This window comes from Hymenobacter sp. 102 (assembly GCF_049949205.1).
Lineage (GTDB): Bacteria > Bacteroidota > Bacteroidia > Cytophagales > Hymenobacteraceae > Hymenobacter.
In genome coordinates this window covers 948,369-965,551 of sequence record NZ_CP188172.1, presented here as the reverse complement: position 1 = coordinate 965,551, position 17,183 = coordinate 948,369, and the positions used below count along the sequence as shown (strand labels likewise).

General features: G+C 61.3%; 14 protein-coding genes. 9 read left to right on the top strand and 5 right to left on the bottom strand.

Annotation, left to right across the window (positions count from 1 at the left end; translation table 11 throughout):
- Nucleotides 1–15: 15 nt before the first annotated feature.
- Nucleotides 16–2,490, bottom strand: coding sequence for a PAS domain-containing sensor histidine kinase (locus ACN19L_RS04235; protein ID WP_426492295.1), 2,475 nt, complete (start codon nt 2,488–2,490; stop codon nt 16–18).
- 343 nt (nt 2,491–2,833) lie between these two features.
- On the opposite strand from ACN19L_RS04235, the gene ACN19L_RS04230 reads away from it, so the two are divergent.
- Together ACN19L_RS04230 and ACN19L_RS04225 are read left to right on the top strand one after the other, a co-directional pair.
- The gene (locus tag ACN19L_RS04230) at nt 2,834–4,120 is read left to right on the top strand and encodes a hypothetical protein (protein WP_426492294.1); all 1,287 of its coding nucleotides are present in this window, start codon (nt 2,834–2,836) and stop codon (nt 4,118–4,120) included.
- A gap of 36 nt (nt 4,121–4,156) precedes the next feature.
- Entirely contained in the window at nt 4,157–5,083 is a 927-nt protein-coding gene (locus ACN19L_RS04225) for a glycosyltransferase family 2 protein (protein ID WP_426492293.1), read from the top strand.
- Between the two features lie 47 nt (nt 5,084–5,130).
- Here the strand turns inward: ACN19L_RS04225 and ACN19L_RS04220 are convergent, their stop codons facing one another.
- Nucleotides 5,131–6,786, bottom strand: coding sequence for an ArnT family glycosyltransferase (locus ACN19L_RS04220; protein WP_426492292.1), 1,656 nt, complete (start codon nt 6,784–6,786; stop codon nt 5,131–5,133).
- 104 nt (nt 6,787–6,890) lie between these two features.
- Between ACN19L_RS04220 and ACN19L_RS04215 the strand changes: the two genes are divergently transcribed.
- Both ACN19L_RS04215 and ACN19L_RS04210 read left to right on the top strand, forming a co-directional pair.
- Nucleotides 6,891–8,567 (top strand): hypothetical protein, encoded by a 1,677-nt coding sequence (locus ACN19L_RS04215; RefSeq protein WP_426492291.1) that lies wholly within the window; start codon nt 6,891–6,893, stop codon nt 8,565–8,567.
- Between the two features lie 82 nt (nt 8,568–8,649).
- Nucleotides 8,650–9,630, top strand: coding sequence for an acyl-ACP desaturase (locus tag ACN19L_RS04210; protein WP_426492290.1), 981 nt, complete (start codon nt 8,650–8,652; stop codon nt 9,628–9,630).
- 111 nt (nt 9,631–9,741) lie between these two features.
- Here the strand turns inward: ACN19L_RS04210 and ACN19L_RS04205 are convergent, their stop codons facing one another.
- Together ACN19L_RS04205 and ACN19L_RS04200 are read right to left on the bottom strand one after the other, a co-directional pair.
- Nucleotides 9,742–10,362, bottom strand: coding sequence for a hypothetical protein (locus ACN19L_RS04205; RefSeq protein WP_426492289.1), 621 nt, complete (start codon nt 10,360–10,362; stop codon nt 9,742–9,744).
- A gap of 210 nt (nt 10,363–10,572) precedes the next feature.
- Nucleotides 10,573–10,854 carry a DUF427 domain-containing protein gene (locus ACN19L_RS04200; protein WP_426492288.1) on the bottom strand — a complete coding sequence of 94 codons (282 nt, stop codon included), beginning with the start codon at nt 10,852–10,854 and terminating at the stop codon, nt 10,573–10,575.
- 114 nt (nt 10,855–10,968) lie between these two features.
- Between ACN19L_RS04200 and ACN19L_RS04195 the strand changes: the two genes are divergently transcribed.
- From ACN19L_RS04195 to ACN19L_RS04180, 4 genes are all read left to right on the top strand, one after another.
- Nucleotides 10,969–12,075, top strand: a complete 1,107-nt coding sequence (locus tag ACN19L_RS04195; RefSeq protein WP_426492287.1) for a vWA domain-containing protein — start codon at nt 10,969–10,971, stop codon at nt 12,073–12,075.
- A gap of 90 nt (nt 12,076–12,165) precedes the next feature.
- Nucleotides 12,166–13,638: a TlpA family protein disulfide reductase gene (locus tag ACN19L_RS04190; protein WP_426492286.1), complete on the top strand. Its 1,473-nt coding sequence runs from the start codon at nt 12,166–12,168 to the stop codon at nt 13,636–13,638.
- Between the two features lie 146 nt (nt 13,639–13,784).
- Complete coding sequence (locus ACN19L_RS04185) at nt 13,785–15,314, top strand: sigma 54-interacting transcriptional regulator (protein ID WP_426492285.1); 1,530 nt, start codon at nt 13,785–13,787, stop codon at nt 15,312–15,314.
- Between the two features lie 274 nt (nt 15,315–15,588).
- Nucleotides 15,589–15,768 carry a hypothetical protein gene (locus ACN19L_RS04180; RefSeq protein WP_426492284.1) on the top strand — a complete coding sequence of 60 codons (180 nt, stop codon included), beginning with the start codon at nt 15,589–15,591 and terminating at the stop codon, nt 15,766–15,768.
- Nucleotides 15,769–15,845: 77 nt separating this feature from the next.
- Here the strand turns inward: ACN19L_RS04180 and ACN19L_RS04175 are convergent, their stop codons facing one another.
- Nucleotides 15,846–16,304 carry a peptidylprolyl isomerase gene (locus ACN19L_RS04175; RefSeq protein ID WP_426492283.1) on the bottom strand — a complete coding sequence of 153 codons (459 nt, stop codon included), beginning with the start codon at nt 16,302–16,304 and terminating at the stop codon, nt 15,846–15,848.
- Nucleotides 16,305–16,495: 191 nt separating this feature from the next.
- On the opposite strand from ACN19L_RS04175, the gene ACN19L_RS04170 reads away from it, so the two are divergent.
- A complete protein-coding gene (locus tag ACN19L_RS04170; protein ID WP_426492282.1) occupies nt 16,496–17,140 on the top strand; it encodes a fasciclin domain-containing protein in 645 nt (214 codons plus the stop codon).
- Nucleotides 17,141–17,183 lie beyond the last annotated feature (43 nt).

Here is a 17,183-nt window from a genome sequence, read left to right as displayed (position 1 = left end):
CAGTCCGTTGCCCCGCTAAGCCCGGAAATACACCCGGAACACCGTGCCCTCATTGAGCTGGCTTTCCACCTCAATATGGCCCCCGGCATTCTCCACAATCTTCTTCACCATGTACAGGCCGATGCCGGTACCCTCCACGTGCGTGTGCAGGCGCTGAAACATGGCAAACAGCTTATCACGCCCCTTTGACAGGTCCAGGCCGAGGCCGTTATCGGCGACTTCCAGCACCTGGTAAGGCGGCTGAGGGTAGAAGCGCAGGCTCACCTGGGCCGGCCGCTCGGGGTGGGCATACTTGAGGGCGTTGCTGAGCAGGTTGTACACCACGGAGCGCAGGTTGCGCTCCGAAAACATAACGGTAGCCGCGGGGGCTATCTGCACCGTGAGCCGGGCCTGGCTTTGCTGGGTTAAAGAAAGCAGATCAAGGCGCACGGCTTCTACCACAGCCGCCAGCGGCACTGGCTCGCTGGCCTGGTTGTGCTCCTGCTGCAGGCGGGAAATATCCGTCAGGTGCTGAATGGTACGCTGAAACCGCTCGGTAGCCTCCTGCATCAGCGTCAGAATTTTGGGAATATCCCCTGGCCGGCTGGTCGGCGGCAGCTCGTGCTCCAGAGCCAGCAGCAGCCCCTCAATGTTGCTGATGGGCGCTTTCAGGTCGTGGGAGGCGGTATAAATGAAGTTGTCCAGGTCGATGTTGGTGCGCGTGAGCTGGGCGTTGCTGGTGTGCAGATCAGCGTTGGCGGTGGTCAGCTCCTGGTTGAGGCGCTCCACCTGCTGGCGCACGCGCACCTGCTCAGTTACATCGTGAGCGAAAATGGAAATGCCGGCCACTACTCCATTTTCGCGGTAGGCCTGGTAGGAAAAGTCGTAGTAAATAGTGCGCGGAGGCTGCCCGGGCAGAGGCTGGGCAGTGAACGGCATCTCCCGGCCCACAAAGGTCTGGCTGGTCTGGTACGTGCGGTCCATCAGTTCCAGAAAGCCCTGCTGCTGCATTTCGGGCACTGTTTCGGCCACGGGCCGGCCTACCAGCTGCCGCTCCGGAAACAGGGCCTGGTAAGCCGGGTTTACGTACTCAAAGTGGTGGCCCGCCCCGCGCAGCAACGCTACCAGCACGGGTGCCTGCTCGAAGATGTGGTAAAAGGCGAGCCGCTCGGCGGCCTGTTCCTGGGCGGCCGTCAGCAGACAGGCCTGCAACGCACGGGCCTGCTGGCGGGTGCGCACGTGCCGGGTTACATCAACAATAAAGACGAGCAGGCCCCGCGGCCGGCCCTGCTCATCAGACAGGGGCTGGCAGGAGAAATTGACGTGGTACAGCCGGGTTGACCCATCGGACTGGGTGAGCAGCAGGGCTGTTTCCGTGCCCTCCACCGGCTGGCCGCTGTGGTACACATGGTCGAGCAGGTCAACAATGCCTTGCTCGGCTACGTCGGGCAGCGTTTCGGCCACCGAACGGCCCATTTCAGCCCGGCCCCGCACCAGGTCCTGGTAGCTGGCGTTGGCGTAAGTGAACACGTGCCGGGGCCCGCTGAAGGTGGCAATGGAGGCAGGGACCTGGGTCAGAATCTGGTGAAACAGGCGCTGCTGCTCGGTTAGCTCCCGGGTACGCTGCGCCACGCGCGCTTCCAACTCCTGGTTGAGCTGCTGCACCTGCCGACGCGCCCGCACCTGCTCGTTTACATCGTAGGAGAATCCCAGAATCCCGTCAATGCGTCCCTCGGCGTCCCGCAAGGGGTGCAAATAGAGGTTGAGAAAAATCTGCTCCGGCTGGCCGTGGCCCCCAAAGTCAAACCAGCCTTCCAGCTCGTGGCTGTAGTAGGGCTCCCCGGTCTGGTACACCTGGTCGAACAGCGGCACTACGCCCAGGGCTTCGGCCTCCGGTACCACCGCGCGCAGGGGCTGACCAATGAAGCGGCGGTGCGGGAACAGCTGCTGGTAGGTAGGATTAACGAACTGGTACACGTGGTTGGGGCCCTGGTACACGGCCACGCAGGCGGGCAGTTGCAGCAGGACCGCCTCAAAGCGCTGCCGCTGCCGCTCGGCCTCGGCGCGGGCCTGCTGCTCGGCGCGCTGGCTCAAGCGCAGGGCTTCCTCCACGGGGGTGCGGGGCTGGCGGCTGGTGTCATCAAAGCTGACCAAGAGCCAGGTTCCGCTGCGCCGGGCCGTTACGTGGAAGTAGTTATCGAATCCATCGGCCTGATAATTCACCTGGCAGTGCTCGTCCTGGCCGGTTTCCACCACGCGCCGGTACAGGTTGAAGACGCCGTTGGAGTAGAGCGTGGGAAACCGGCTGCTGATGGTGCCGCCCGGGCGCTCAGGCAGGCCCGTCATGCGCTGAGCCGCCGGGTTGAGGTATTCCAGGGCGAAATCAGCCAGCTGACCGGCAGAATCGTAGAGCGGGCGCAATACGTTAACGCCCGTGAGCGAAACGGCCAGCACATCCAGCAGTAGGCCCTCGGGCGCAAAAGTGACGGAATCAGAAGCAATGGCGGCCATGAGCGAGAAGAGCGGTAACGGGAAGGGAAGGGCGTTGCCGCGTGCCGCCGCCGGGTGCCCGCATACCAGGCAGGGTGCACCAGCGGGAGTGGTAGGGTGCCATACCAGCACGTTTCCGAAGCCGGCGGGGGTAAAGATAAGCGGTTTCGCTAGTGACCTGCCGCCTGCGGCGAAAAGAATCAGGTGCCTTTCGCAAACCATTGATTTGTGGTATTCCGGATGGCTGCCCGCCCCCAGAAACCGGACAGCCCACCGGGCAGCAGCTTCCGGTGGCCGGGGAAGCCCCTATCTTTACCGGCACCCGGGCCGTCCACTGCAGGGCGGCCTGGCTACGTTGCCGCCCATGCCTACGCCCGTCATTCAGCCTGAACCCCGCGCCGCTGTACTTGGCCGGTTTCTGCGCGGGTCGGCGGGCTCGGCCGTAGCCGTGGGTGCCCGCACGGGCGGAGCTCTGCTTCTGAACAAGCTGCTGGCCGTGTACGGCGGCGCGGGGGGGCTTACGCTGCTGGCCCACTTTCAGAACCTGATGGCCCTGTTCACTACCCTCCCCAACGACGGGGTACACGTGGGCGCGGTGAAATACCTGGCCCCGTTGCAGGCAGGCTCGGGCCGCTACCGGGTATGGCTGGGAGCCGGCCTGGTGCTGAACGGCGGGGCGGTGCTGGTGGGTGCCGCGCTGCTGCTGCTGCTGCCTGGGCCATTGGTAAGCGTGTTTGGGGCAGGCGAGGGCTGGGTGGGGCTGTTTCTGCTGGGGCTGCTGTTGCTGGTAGGACACGCCTTTGTGGTAACGGTGCTGCTGGCGGCCGGGCGGCTGCGGGCCTATGTAGGCCTCACGGTGCTGCTGAGCGCGCTGGGGCCGGCTGCGGTGGGCACAGTGCTGTACCTGGGCGGTTCGGTTGCCACGGCACTGCTGGCGTATCTGCTGGCCCAGGGGCTCACGCTGCTGCCGGCCGCCGGGGTAGCTGCCCGGGCCGGTTTGCTGCCTGCCCTGCGCGGCCCCGTCAGCGGGGTGGCGCTGCGGGGACTGGGCCGGTTTCTGCTGATGGCCCTGAGCGTGCTGGTCTTCTCCAAAGCCGTGGATTTTAGCTTGCGGGAGCTGCTCATTCGGCAGTTCGGGCTGGCCGCCACCGATTTGTGGCAGGCCGTGGCCAAGCTCTCTGATAACTATACCATGGTATTCTCGGCCCTGATGAGCAGCGTGTACTACCCCCGGCTGGCCGCGCTCAGTGGCCGCCCCCGGGAGCGGGCCCGGTTTGTGCGCGCAGTGCTGGCCCTGCTGGCCCCGGTACTGGCCGCGGGCCTGGGCCTGCTCTGGCTGCTGCGCGGCTGGCTGCTGCCCTTGCTGTTTGAGCCCCGGTTTGCCGCCGCTGGCTTCCTGCTGGCTCCGCAGCTGCTGGCCGATTGGCTGAAGCTGCTAACCTGGATTCTGCTGTTTCTGCTCACGGCCCAGGCCCGGGTGGGCCGCTACGTGCTGGTGCAGGGGGCTTCGGCAGTGGTGCTGGGCGGCCTGCTTGTGCTGCTGCTGCCGCACTATGGGCTGCTGGGGGCACCGCTGGCGCAGGCCGTCCGCTATGGGCTGCTGCTGGGGTGGTGCCTGTGGTACTTCCGCCAGGATATTCGGGCACTCTGATATACTGACCGGCAAGCGTGCGTATCTTGCCAGTTGATGCCTGCTCCCGACTTGCCCCTCGTTACCATTGTGGCTCTGTGCCACAACCACGCCCGGTTTCTGGTCCCGGCCCTGGATTCTATCCTGGCCCAGACGTACCCGCACCTGGAAGTGTTTCTGGTGGACGATGCCAGCACCGACGGCAGCCCCGATATCCTGCGCCGCTACGCCGCCGCGCACCCCGCCTGGCACCTGCGGCTGCTACCCCGCAACGTGGGCAATTGCCGGGCCTTTAACTCCGCTTTCCGCGAAGCCCGGGGCGAGTTTATCATTGACTTCGCCACCGATGATGTGCTACTGCCCGCGCGGGTGACCCGGCAGGTGGCGGCCTTCGCCGGGGCCGGTGCCCGCTGCGGAATGGTGTATTCTGATGCCGAGCTGATTGATGAAGCCGGCCACTTCGTGCGCCACCACTTCCGCCGCGACGCCCAGGGGCAGCCGCAGCCGCGCCCGGCCAGCGGGCCAGTGTTTGCCGAGGTGCTGGCCCGCTACTTCATCAGCACGCCCACCATGCTCATGCGCCGGGCCACGCTGGAACAGTTGGGCGGCTACGATGAAACGCTGGCCTATGAGGACTTTGACTTCTGGGTGCGGGCCAGCCGCGACTGGGAGTTTCAGTTTCTGGATGAGGTAACCACCCAGAAGCGACTGCACCCACAGTCGATGTCCAGCAAAGGCTACCGCCCCCACGACCCATACCTACGCTCCACCATCCGGGTCTGCCGCAAAGCCCACGCTCTGTGCCGCACCCCCGCCGAGCGGGCCGCCCTGGCCGTACGGGTGCGCTGGGAATTACGCCAGGCCGTGCGCTACCGCAACCTTCCCGAAGCCCGCGACCTGTATCAGTTGCTCCAGGAACTCCGCGCCGTGCGCCCGCTGGACTGGGTACTGGGCCAGGCGGCGAGATGGAGCTGTGAGAGATGAGTTATGAGAGGTGAATAATTCATAATTCAACTCTCATAATTCAACTCTCACAGCTCCACCTCATACAGCTCCACCCGGCCATCCTGGGCTACCAGCCGGCGGCGCGGGTACCAGCTCAATACCGAATCGGGGGAGTAGCGGATGAGTTTGCGGGTGAGTTCGTCGTTGCTGAGGGTGGCGCGGTTGAGTAGTAGCCAGGCGTGCTCCCCGGGAGCGAGGCGCACTGAGTCGCGGGCCCAGTAGCGGCGGTACTGCAGTCCGGTAGGTACGCGGAAGCCGTAATAAAAATCGTAGTTGCCGATGAGGTAGTCATCCACCAGCACTGTGCCGCGGGCCGGGCCTTGCAGTTGCTGCCGGATAAGCCGGTTCTGCTCCGAATGCGCTGAAACAGAAGGTTTGCGCATAAAATACACCGGCCGGATGGCCAGCGCCAGCCCCAGTACAGCCACGGTGGCTGTTGCCAGGGCCGGCGTGCCAGGCCGGAGCCAGGTGGGCCACTGCCGGCGCTGACTGCCCCCGGCAACCGCCAGCAGCCACACTCCTGGCAGCGCATACAGAATGGCCAGGGTATTGTGCAGCCAGCCAGCCAGTGCCAGCAGCAATAATCCGGCTGCCCATAGTCGCCAGCCGCCCTCCTGTACCACCCGTCGCACACCGAAACCGGCCGCCAGGGCCAGTGGGGGCAGTAGCGGCGTAGTCATGCGGGGCAGCAGCGTGATGGGGTTGTAGCTGGTGAGGGATGTGCTGCCTAGCCAGTACACTACCAGTGTAACGGCCGCCAGCAGCAGCCAGAAGCGACGGTCAGGAGCTGTCCGCCGGGCCTGGTTGCCGTCACCACCGGCCGCCAGCCCAGCCAATACCAGCATCAGCCCCAGCCCGGCCCCCACAAAGAAAGCCAGCGGCTGCCACGTTATGCGGGCCAGCAGGGCTGCCCGGTTGCCGGCCAGAAAGTTACCGTCCTTAAGAAACTCATTGGTGTGCTCAATCAAGTGAATCCGGTAGAGTGCGTCGCCGGTATAGTGCCAGTAAAGGCCCAGATACCCCAGCAGCAACACTGCCCCAGTACCCAGCGCCGTGAGCCAGAACCAGCCGTGGCGTCGCCGCCACGCATCCAGCCCCAGCGCCCCGAGGTAGAAAGGCAGGTAATAGGCAATGGTTTCCTTGCTGAGCAGGGCCGCAAAGTTGAGCAGCGCGAAACCTGCGCCCCACCACCCGGCGCGGCGGCCCGGCTCCCGGCCCCGCAGCAGCACGGCCGCGCAGCCCAGGCACCAGAACATCAGAATATTATCGGGATAGAGGTAGTTGGTGAGGTTCAGCGTGAAGTAGTGCAGCCCCAGCAGCAGCATGGCTCCAGCCGCCACCACCGGTTCCCGGCGGTGGTACAGCCGCCAGATCAGCCCCGCGCACCCCAGCGTAGCCAGCAGGGGCCACAGCGTGGCACTCATGATATTCAGGCCGAAAAGCTGAAAAAACGCGGCTACCGGCCCGAAAATCAGATACCGCTCCTTCAGCGGGTCGTGAAGCAGTCCCTCCGGGTCCGGCTCCAGCCGGAAGGTACCGGTTAATAGCTGGTGGGCGTAGCGGGAATAGTAATAGTCGTCGAGGGCGTAGAGGCCTTCGTGGGTCAGAAAGAAATAGGCCAGCGTTACGGCTAATACCAGCAGCAGCGTCCAGTCCGGCAAACGGGTTAATCGTCGAATCACCGGGGCAAGATAGTGAGGCGGTGAGTGGTGATGACGTGCGAGGGGCGTGGCCTCCGGCTCTGCATGACGTGCCAGCCAGTCACCGCCTCACTATCTTGCGCTCCATGCTGCGTCGTCGCCTGGTTATTCTGCTGTTGCCGTTGCTGCTGCTGCTGCTCAGCGGGGCGGGGCTGGGCTGCTTTTTCGAAACCAACGATGACCTGACCATCGTGGCCCTGCTCCGGGGCGAAACGGCCGCTACGCCGGTTGCTGACCTGTACCTGTATTTCCACGGGTTTGCCTGGGCCTGGAGTTGGCTGTACACCACCGAGCCTTCGGTTCCCTGGTACGGCCTCACGCTGTACGCGCTGCTGTACGCGGCGAGTGTGGGCGTATTTGCCGTGCTGTGGCGGTTACTGCGCCCCCACGCTGGCCGCGGGGCAGTAGTGGCGGCGCTGGTGCTGTTCTGGAGCGTGGCCTGGCTGGAACATGGCCTGTGGTTTAACTACCTGCGGGTGCCACTGCTGCTGGCTGGGGCAGGCGTGTTGTTTACTGCCCAACGGGCTCCGGCACGGTGGGCCTTATTCGTAGGGCTGCTGGCCTTCGGGCTGAGCTGGCTGATCCGGCCCAGCGCGGCGGTACTAGGGGTGGTGGCCACCGCGCCCGGCGCATGGTGGCTGGCGGGCCGGCGCGGGCTGCCGGTGTTGGCTGGCGCGGCTGTATGGACCCTGTTGGGGGCGCTCTGGCTGAACCTGACGTGGCCGCCCGCTGCCGCCACCTTCCGCCGCCTCGATGTGCTTAAATCCAACCTCAACGACTTTCAACTGACGGCCCCGCCCGCGCGCGCACTCCCGCCGGCCGACAGCCTGGGGTTAGCGGAAGTCCGGGCCTGGATGTTCCCAGACTCCACCCTGGTGAATGAGCCGCTGTTTGCCCGCGTCGCGCCGTTTCAACCGGGGTATTTCCTGGAGGAAACGGCCCCCGATAAGCTCCTAACGCTGCTGCAGCAGCTCTCGCGCAACTATTTTCCGCTGCTGCTGCTGCTGGCGGCTACCTGGGTGCTAGTGAGCAGGAAATTCGGCAGCCGCTGGTTCTGGCTGGCGCAGCTAAGCTACGCCGGGCTGCTGCTGGGCCTGGGCCTCGTGCTGAAGCTGCCCCCCCGGCTGGCGCTGCCGTTGTTGGATTTCTGGGTCATTGGCAACCTGCTTTGTGTGTTTCGCAGCGAAACCGCGCCGCGCCGCGCCGTACCGATGCTGCTGGGTGTGCTGGCCGTGGCCGCGTTGCCGTACGGCTACAAAACCTGGCACCGCAGCGAAGTGCTGGCGCAGGAGCAGCAGCGCAGCTATCAGCGGCGGAAGGATCTATACAAACTGGCGGGCATGGCCGATATTGTCGTGTCCGATCTGTGGGAGGACACCTACAAGTCGCAAAGCCCCCTCACGGAAGGTCACCCGCCGGCAATTCATGCTTTCCGCACCGTCAAACCCCGCAAGCATCTTTCCCTGTTGGGCTGGCAGACCCTGCACCCCTCGCAACCCGCGCTCCGGCAGCAGCTCACTGGCTCCCGCAGCTTCATTGAGGCCCTGCAGCGGCTGGGGAAGCGCCCAGATGTGGCGTGGCTGCTTTCTCCGGAGGGCGCGGCCCTGCTCAACCGCCATCTGGCGTTGCTGCGACCGGCCGGACAGCCGCTAATGCAGCTGGTACCGGCTCAGCCCAACCACCAAACTCGGAAAAATGCTATGCATGCATACCTTTTTCGTGCAAAATTCCCGCAATCATCTTCGAAAGCCAAAATTTTGTAGCTGAGTCGGGACTTATTCCCTCTATGCCAGGGTAGGGGTAGTATACCTTTGATGTTGCTAGTACCCTTTTTCTCCCATCACCATGATTACCGCCTCCGTCACCTCACGCTCCGAAGTTCTCCAGTACATGGAAAGCTTCGTGAAAGAAAACATGGGTTCTTTTCTTAAAAGCGTGGAAGCCAGCTGGCAGCCCGCTGATTTTCTGCCCGATTCCCGCCTGGATACCTTTTTCGACGAAGTGAAGCTGCTGCGTGAGCGCGCCAAAGAACTAAGCTATGATCTGCTGGCTGTGCTTATCGGTGATACGATTACCGAGGAGGCGCTGCCCAACTATGAAGCCTGGTTTCATGAGCTGGACGACCTGAACCGGGACCCTGACAACGGCTGGGCCCAGTGGATCCGGGGCTGGACGGCCGAGGAAAACCGCCACGGCGACCTGCTCAACCGCTACCTCTACCTTTCCGGCCGTGTGAACATGCGCGAGTTTGAGGTGAGCACGCAGTATCTCATTGCCGATGGCTTTGATCTGGGTACCGCTCACGACCCGTACCGCGCTTTCGTGTATACCTCCTACCAGGAAACGGCCACCAACCTCTCGCATCGCCGTGTGGGCACTCTGGCCCGCAAGGTAGGGGAGGACCAGCTCAGCAAAATCTGCGGCATGATTGCCGGCGATGAAACCCGTCACGCCCGCGTGTACAAAACCTTTGTGGAAAAGATCTTCGAAGTGGACCCTTCTGAGATGATGCTGGCCTTTGAGGATATGATGCGTAAGAAGATTGTGATGCCCGCCCATTACATGCGTGAGATGGGCGTGGATATCGGCAAAACCTTCGGCCACTTCACCGATGCTGCCCAGCGTCTGGGCGTGTACACCAGCCACGACTATACCGATATTCTGGATACCCTGATTGCGGACTGGAAAATTGACCAGATTACTGGCCTGAACGGTCCCGCTGAAAAAGCCCGGGAATACATTATGGCCCTGCCCAATCGTCTGCGCCGCGTAGCCGACCGCATGCCTGTGCCGAAGCTGGAATACAAATTTAAATGGATTGAGTAGCGCTGTCAGCGCTTCGCTGCTGGTATCGGAGTGCCTGGCAACTGCTTAGCGTGTACAAAAAAGCCCCGCCGTACGCACGGCGGGGCTTTTTTGTACACGCTAAGCACTGAGCTAGCGGGCATCCATCATCTGGCCCATTACCAGCTTACCGCTGGGGTCCAACGTGTATTCCACGCTGCGGCGGCTGGCGGTTTGGGTGCTGTCAGTAGGCGTCACCGGGAAGGTGCGAATCAGCTTGTTACCGCTGATCTGGTACATATCCTGGCCGGAGTAGCCCATACCTGCCTGACCGCTGGGGGTACCGGGAAAGTTTATGGGAGTATAGCCCCGCTCCCCAAACTCATAGGCGTACAGGCCACCGTTGGCTTTCTTGTTGTCGGTCATGATGTACAGCTCGGGCTTGCCATTGCCGTTCAGGTCACCGGAAGCAATGTTGGTAACGGCTCCGGTCACCTCAACCCGTAGCGGATCAATGGTTTGAGCTGAGCCCCGGTAGGAGCGGATGCTCACAACGCGCGGTTCCTGGGAGCCAAAGGTTTTTACCGTAAAACGGTAGTTGCCTTGGGTTACCTCACGGTTAAAACTCACGTCGCTCTCATCCACGGTAGGAGCGGCGGGCACCGTATCGGAGGAAGATTCGCTGGTTACCTGCCGCGTTGAGTCGCAAGCGGAAAGCGTGGCGGCCACCACGCCGGTAGCCAGCAGCAAACTAGGTAAGGAGGAAATACGCATGGTATAAGAAAATTAGGGAAGAGGCAGATTCATTGCACTTCGGTACTCACCGGAGGCGAACTATCCATCTGGGAGAGGTTGGCAGTTTCTAACGCAATGTAGATAGTTTGAGTTGTATTTTTTCCATTATGTATTGATTAAATAGTTGTGGTTGCATATTCGGCTGCTGTACCCCGGTACGGTCGGGTGCCAGTCGGTCAGGTGGGTTGGCTAGGGTACAATCTGCACTCCTTTCCAGAACGCCACCCGGCCCTTGATAGCCGCCGCTGCCTCCTTCGGATCAGGATAATACCAAGCGGCATCTTTGTTTAATTCTCCGTTCACGCGGAGGGAATGGTAGCTGGCGCGGCCTTTCCAGGGGCAGGTGGTGTGGGCAATGCTATCCTCAAAAAACTCGGAATGGATGGAGTCGGCGGGGAAGTAGTGGTTGTTTTCCACTACCACGGTGTCGTTGCTCTCGGCGACGACGGTGTTGTTCCAGATGGCTTTCATCGGCTGGGTGTTAAGGAAATGGTCGGAAGGATTGCGTGTCCGGATCGGAATCAGGGCTACCAGACAACTAAAACTCCCGTTGTGTTGTTCTACTGACTCACTCCCCCTTCTACTATGTCGGCAGGCTTTCGTTTCCGGGACTTCGTGCCCGAGGAGTCGGGTAATACGGGCTTCGACTCCCTTCTGAAAATATTTATGCAGCTGGTTACCATCACCAGCGGCGACGTAAGTGAGGCCCTGCAGTGGCTTAATGAGCTGGACAAGCAGTACGGCCTCACCAACGACGAGTACGGGATGGGCGACTTCATCGAGGACCTGAAGAAGAAGGGCTACATCGATGAGAATGAGCAGGAGCCCGGCGCGTTCAACATCACGGCCAAAAGCGAGCAGAACATCCGCCGCTCGGCCCTGGAGGAAATCTTCGGTAAGCTCAAGAAATCGGGCACCGGCAACCACCGCACGCCCCATACCGGGCAGGGCGACGAGCTGAGCACCGATATGCGCGAGTTCCGCTTCGGCGACTCGCTGGAGCAGATTCAGATGACGGAGTCCATCCGCAACGCCCAGCTTAACCACGGCCTCGGCGACGGGGGCTTTATGCTCACGGAAGGCGACCTGGAAGTGCGCGAAAACGAGCACAAAAGCCAGACCAGCACCGTGCTGATGATTGACATCTCGCACTCCATGATTCTGTACGGCGAGGACCGCATCACGCCCGCCAAAAAAGTAGCTATGGCCCTGGCCGAGCTGGTGAAGCAAAAGTACCCCAAGGATTTCCTCGACGTCATTGTGTTCGGCAACGATGCCTGGCAGATTGAGGTAAAGGAGCTGCCGTATCTGCAGGTGGGCCCCTACCACACCAACACGGTAGCTGGCCTGGAGCTGGCCCTGGATCTGCTGCGCAAGCGCAAAACCGCCAACAAGCAGATTTTCATGATTACCGACGGCAAGCCCACCTGCCTGAAGGAGCCCGGCGGATATTACAAAAACTCGTTTGGCTTGGACCGTAAGGTGGTGAACCGCACGCTGAACCTGGCCGCCGCCGCCCGCCGGCTGAAAGTGCCTATCACCACGTTTATGATTGCCGACGACCCGTATCTGCGGCGCTTCGTGCAGGAATTCACGGAAGTAAATCAGGGCAAGGCCTACTACAGCTCCCTCAAAGGCCTGGGCCACCTGATTTTTGAGGACTACAAACAGAACCGGCGCAAGTCGTTGTAGGGGCCAAACGGCTCAATTAACAAGCCACTTACAAGCTAAGCCGCCGAAGTTTCGTTACTTCGGCGGCTTTCGTTTTTACCATATATCCTGATGAAATATTTACTACCGGCTTTCCTGAGCGCATTAAGCGCCTGCGTCACCCAGCAAACGGCATCCATTACTCCTGCTGAAACCCCGGTGCCATCCTCGGTGGTGGTACTGCGGGGTACCATCCGCCATGCCCAACCCGGCGACAGTGTGTGGCTCTGGCGGAAACTGCCCCAATATGACCACCGCACTAAACATGCCGTGGCCGTGGCCCCAGACGGCTCATTTCGGCTCCGGTTGCCAAACGTACCTGCCGGGTTTGATGCTCAACTCATGCACGGCTTCATTGTGTACCTGTCGCCTGGCGACTCGCTGGAACTCGCCGCCGACCGACAGAATTTCAACGAAACGCTGCAGTTCAGGGGGCGTGGGGCTCATGCCAATAACTATCTGGTGCAGGCGCAGCGCCACTTTGATTTCAACTTTGCCGGATTACCGGAAAACCAACACGCCACGGCCAGCCCCGCCGAGTTTTTGGGCTTCGTGGATGCCTATCGTCAGCGGCAGTTGGATACGCTGGCCGCCTGGCACTCCCGCCAGCCTCTGCCCGCTGATCTGATACAGCTACGGCGGCAGGTGCTGGAGTTGCAGCGCGGACTGTCGGTGCTCCGCTACACCGATAATCTAAAGGCTACTACCAAGCACGAACCGGAATTGCCGGCTGGTTACTTCGATTTTTTGCGGAAATTGCCGTGGCCCACTGAAGGTGTTGATGCCTGCCGGCCCGCCTTCTTGCAAACGGTAGCATCCTTAAATGGAGCGTACCGCTACTTCTTTCTGGTGAATCCGGCCGGCCTGCTGTCGGCTGCTCCCGATGCTGCCTCGCAGTTGTACGCACGCACAACAGCTGATGTGGGGGATAATGTGCTCCGCGACCAGATAATTGGCGCGTTGTTAGCGAATCAGTTGTTCGACTTCTCAGCAACCAGCCGACCGGCCGTACAGGCGTTTCTGCCGGTTTTCCGGGCTCACAACCACGATTCAGCAACGGCCCGGAACCTGCGTTACGCTTGGCGTACTACGGCGGGGCTGCAAGCCGGCAGTTCTGCCCCGGATTTTACCTTACATGACCTCACTGGCAAGTCAGTGTCCTTACACAATTTCCGGGGAAAGGTCGTCTATCTTGATTTTTGGTATAGCAGCTGCGCGCCCTGCCTGGCCGAAGCGCCGGCAGGTGCCCGATTAAAAAAGCAGTTTCAGGGCCGCGACGTGGTATTTCTCTACGTGTCAGTCGATCGTAAAGCGGAGGACTGGCAGCGCGCTGTTACCAAATTTAACTTGGGCGGTGCAAGTAGTGTGCACCTGCTTGATTCTGCTGCCATGCAAGCCGCGTCAGCTTACGGGGTGAGTGTTTATCCCAATTACTGGGTCATCGGGCGCGACGGCCGCATCTGGCGCTCCGCGGCCCCGAGACCCTCAGCTGGAGCGGAAATTGTTGCTTTGCTGGAACAGGCGCTAGGAGCAAAGCCAAAGTAAGAGCCGTAATTTTTTACGCTTCTCGCCGAAATCCAAGCCGAACCAACCGCCCGGCTTGCTGGTTATAGTAATATCCGTCCCGAAGCCGGGTCCGGCCTTTTCTGCCGCGCCACGTGCTGTGGCTGCGGCTTATTCACTCCCCTTCTATGACTCAACCCGACATCCGCACCTTGGGTGCCTTGAAGCAGTCTGGCTATCAGCCCCGTTCCGTAAAACAGGAGCTGCGCGACAATCTGATTCAACGTCTTAAATCGAAGCAGGAAGTGTTTCCTGGCATCTACGGCTACGAGGAAACCGTTATTCCGGAACTGCAGCGTGCTATTCTGGCCGGGCACCACATCAACCTGCTAGGCCTGCGGGGGCAAGCCAAAACCCGCATTGCCCGCCTGCTGGTGGGCCTGCTGGATGAGTATGTGCCCGTGGTGGCCGGCTCCGAGCTGAACGACGACCCGCTGCAGCCCCTGAGCGTGTTTGCCCGCAACCTTATTGCGGAAAAAGGCGACGATACGCCCGTCAGCTGGCTGCACCGCGACGAGCGGTACACTGAGAAGCTGGCCACCCCCGACGTATCGGTGGCTGACCTCATCGGCGACGCCGACCCCATCAAGGCCGCTACCCTCAAGCTGCCGTACTCCGACGAGCGGGTAATTCACTTCGGGCTGATTCCGCGGGCTCACCGGGGCATTTTCGTCATTAACGAGCTGCCCGACCTGCAGGCCCGGATTCAGGTGTCGCTGTTCAACATTCTGCAGGAAGGCGACATCCAGATTCGCGGCTTCAAGGTGCGGCTGCCGCTGGATATCCAGTTCGTTTTCACGGCCAACCCCGAGGACTACACCAACCGGGGCTCCATCGTAACGCCGCTGAAGGACCGCATCGACGCGCAGATTATCACGCACTACCCCAAGAGCATCGAAATAGGTAAGCGCATCACCAAGCAGGAGGCCCGCATCCGGGAGGAGCAGCGCGGCCTGGTCACCACCAACGACGTGGTGCACGACTTGGTGGAGCAGGTGGCCATTGAGGCCCGGGGCTCCGAGTTTGTGGATGCCAAGTCGGGCGTGTCGGCCCGCCTTACCATTTCGGCCTACGAGCAGGTAATTGCCGCTGCTGAGCGCCGGGCCCTGCTCAACGGCGAAAACCACACCTACGTGCGCATTGCCGACTTCCTGGGGGCCGTGCCGGCCGTAACGGGCAAGGTGGAACTGGTGTACGAGGGCGAGCAGGAAGGCGCGGGCATCGTGGCCGAGAAGCTGATGGGCAAAGCCCTACGCACCCAGTTCCTGCAGTACTTCCCCGACCCCGAGAAAACCAAGAAGCAGAAGGACAAGCCCAACCCCTACAAGCCGGTGCAGGACTGGTTTGGCTCCCGCACCATTGATCTGCTGCACGATGCTTCGGACGAGGACTACCGCAAGGTGCTGGATGTGGTACCGGGCCTGAAAGACATGGTGCAGCAGAGCGTACCCGCCGAGCTGAGCAAGGAAAACCTGCACTTCTGGATGGAGTTTGCCCTGCACGGCATGGCTGAGCACAGCCTGATTTCGCGCAACCGCCTCACGGCCGGTGCCCAGTTCAAGGACCTGCTAAGCAGCATGTTCACCATGCCCAACTTCGGTGATGACGATGACGACGACGAGGAATACCTGTCGTCGAAGAAGCGCAAGCGCCGGTAGGGTTAGCCGGTTGTTGTTCCGACCGTAGGGAGGAATCAGGGTTTGCCAGTTGGTGAGTACATAGTCAAACGCCCCGCGTGCCGATTGGTGCGCGGGGCGTTCGACCTTTTTGCCGGTTCCCGACTCCAAACAGAAAAAGAACTCGTTCGGAGAGAAACTAGCCCAGCTTGGCGAAGAAGAACTTTGGGAGCGGCCAAGGTCCCGTTCCTTTGTAGTGTTCCCGGCAGGCAAGCCGCCTACCACTCTCTCCCGACCACTCCTGTTGCTCCCGGATATGAAAGCTGTTCTCGCCGCCCGTTTCGCCTGCCTCGCCCTGGTTCTTGCTCTGCTGGCCCCCAGCCTCCCGGCTTCGGCCAACCGCGGTGGCAACGCCCGTTTCTACAAAGGCGGCATGCACCGGCCCGTGTACAAGAAATACCAGCCCGGCTGCCGCTGGATCTTCCAGAAGCGCTAAGCTGCTAATAGACATATAAAGGCCCCGCTTACCACTGAGGTAGGCGGGGCCTTTTACCATTGAAACGAAGCCGGAGCTTACGCCTCGTTCACCACAATCTTGTCGATGGTGTCGTTGGCTTTGATCTGGTCGATGATGTCCTGGCCTTCCACCACTTTGCCGAAGCAGGTGTGGTTACGGTCCAGGTGGGCGGTGTTGTCGCGGGAGTGGCAGATGAAGAACTGCGAGCCACCGGTGTTGCGGCCGGCGTGGGCCATGCTCAGCACACCCCGGTCATGGTACTGGTTGCCGCCGTTCAGTTCGCAGTCGATTTTGTAGCCGGGGCCGCCGGTACCGGGCGTGCCGCTGGCACCGGCCCGGGAGTTAGGGCAGCCGCCCTGAATTACGAAATTGGGGATAACGCGGTGAAACTTCAGGCCGTCGTAGTAGCCTTTCTGGGCCAGATCAGTGAAGTTTTTCACGGTGTTAGGAGCGTCTTGCTCATAGAACTCAACTTTCATCACGCCCTTGTTGGTGTGGATTTCGGCAGTTTTCATTAGTAGTGAAACTAGGGTGGTACGGCCCGCTATACGCAGAAAGGGCCGCTGGCGGGTGCCGCCGGGCACAAAGGTAGCCAAAATGCGTACCGGCAAGCATCCAAGCCGGGCTATGTTCCGTAAGGATACCGCCCGCGCAGGCTGCGCCTGCCAACTCATCATTCCATCCTAACCATACGCCTCACCCCGGTATGAATCACGTACTGCGTTTCGCCACTCTGTCTCTGTTTTCGGCCACCGTGCTCAGCCTCAGCAGCTGCGGCGACAACAAAACCGCCGATACCACTACCACCACCCGCACCGACTCGATGGAAACCACCGTCGATTCCACTGCCATGCTCTCGGACTCAGCCCGCATGGGTAAGACGGAAGGTGTGATGGTGGACGGCGTAGCCATGACGCCCGACAAAACCATCGTGCAGAATGCCGTAATGGCTTCGAGCGTGAGCACCCTGGTGAAAGCCGTGCAGGCCGCCGGCCTCGATGGGGCCCTCAGCGGCCCTGGTCCCTTCACGGTATTTGCCCCCACCAATGCAGCCTTTGATAAACTGCCCAACGGGGCGCTGGCCGGCCTGCTGAAACCCGAGAGCAAGGAAAAGCTGAAAGGCGTACTCACCTACCACGTTATCCAGGGCCGCCTGGTGGCTCAGGATCTGAAAGATGGTCAGGAACTGACCACCATGAACGGCGAGAAGCTGAAAGTGATGGTGAAGGACGGTAAAATCATGATTGGCAACGGCAAAGATGCCCCGGTCAACATTCTGACTCCCGACGTTATTTCCAGCAACGGCGTAACGCACGTCATCGACGGGGTAGTACTGCCGCTGGCTAAGTAATTCTCCGGAAAAATTTCTGATTGGTTGAAAAAGCCCGGCTGTT

What these genes read in the sequence shown, in the direction of transcription:
- ACN19L_RS04235 (WP_426492295.1), bottom strand. Translation starts at nt 2,490, where the DNA reads ATGGCCGCCATTGCTTCTGATTCCGTCACTTTTGCGCCCGAGGGCCTA.
- ACN19L_RS04230 (WP_426492294.1), top strand. Translation starts at nt 2,834, where the DNA reads ATGCCTACGCCCGTCATTCAGCCTGAACCCCGCGCCGCTGTACTTGGC.
- ACN19L_RS04225 (WP_426492293.1), top strand. Translation starts at nt 4,157, where the DNA reads ATGCCTGCTCCCGACTTGCCCCTCGTTACCATTGTGGCTCTGTGCCAC.
- ACN19L_RS04215 (WP_426492291.1), top strand. Translation starts at nt 6,891, where the DNA reads ATGCTGCGTCGTCGCCTGGTTATTCTGCTGTTGCCGTTGCTGCTGCTG.
- ACN19L_RS04210 (WP_426492290.1), top strand. Translation starts at nt 8,650, where the DNA reads ATGATTACCGCCTCCGTCACCTCACGCTCCGAAGTTCTCCAGTACATG.
- ACN19L_RS04205 (WP_426492289.1), bottom strand. Translation starts at nt 10,362, where the DNA reads ATGCGTATTTCCTCCTTACCTAGTTTGCTGCTGGCTACCGGCGTGGTG.
- ACN19L_RS04200 (WP_426492288.1), bottom strand. Translation starts at nt 10,854, where the DNA reads ATGAAAGCCATCTGGAACAACACCGTCGTCGCCGAGAGCAACGACACC.
- ACN19L_RS04195 (WP_426492287.1), top strand. Translation starts at nt 10,969, where the DNA reads ATGTCGGCAGGCTTTCGTTTCCGGGACTTCGTGCCCGAGGAGTCGGGT.
- ACN19L_RS04190 (WP_426492286.1), top strand. Translation starts at nt 12,166, where the DNA reads ATGAAATATTTACTACCGGCTTTCCTGAGCGCATTAAGCGCCTGCGTC.
- ACN19L_RS04185 (WP_426492285.1), top strand. Translation starts at nt 13,785, where the DNA reads ATGACTCAACCCGACATCCGCACCTTGGGTGCCTTGAAGCAGTCTGGC.
- ACN19L_RS04180 (WP_426492284.1), top strand. Translation starts at nt 15,589, where the DNA reads ATGAAAGCTGTTCTCGCCGCCCGTTTCGCCTGCCTCGCCCTGGTTCTT.
- ACN19L_RS04175 (WP_426492283.1), bottom strand. Translation starts at nt 16,304, where the DNA reads ATGAAAACTGCCGAAATCCACACCAACAAGGGCGTGATGAAAGTTGAG.
- ACN19L_RS04170 (WP_426492282.1), top strand. Translation starts at nt 16,496, where the DNA reads ATGAATCACGTACTGCGTTTCGCCACTCTGTCTCTGTTTTCGGCCACC.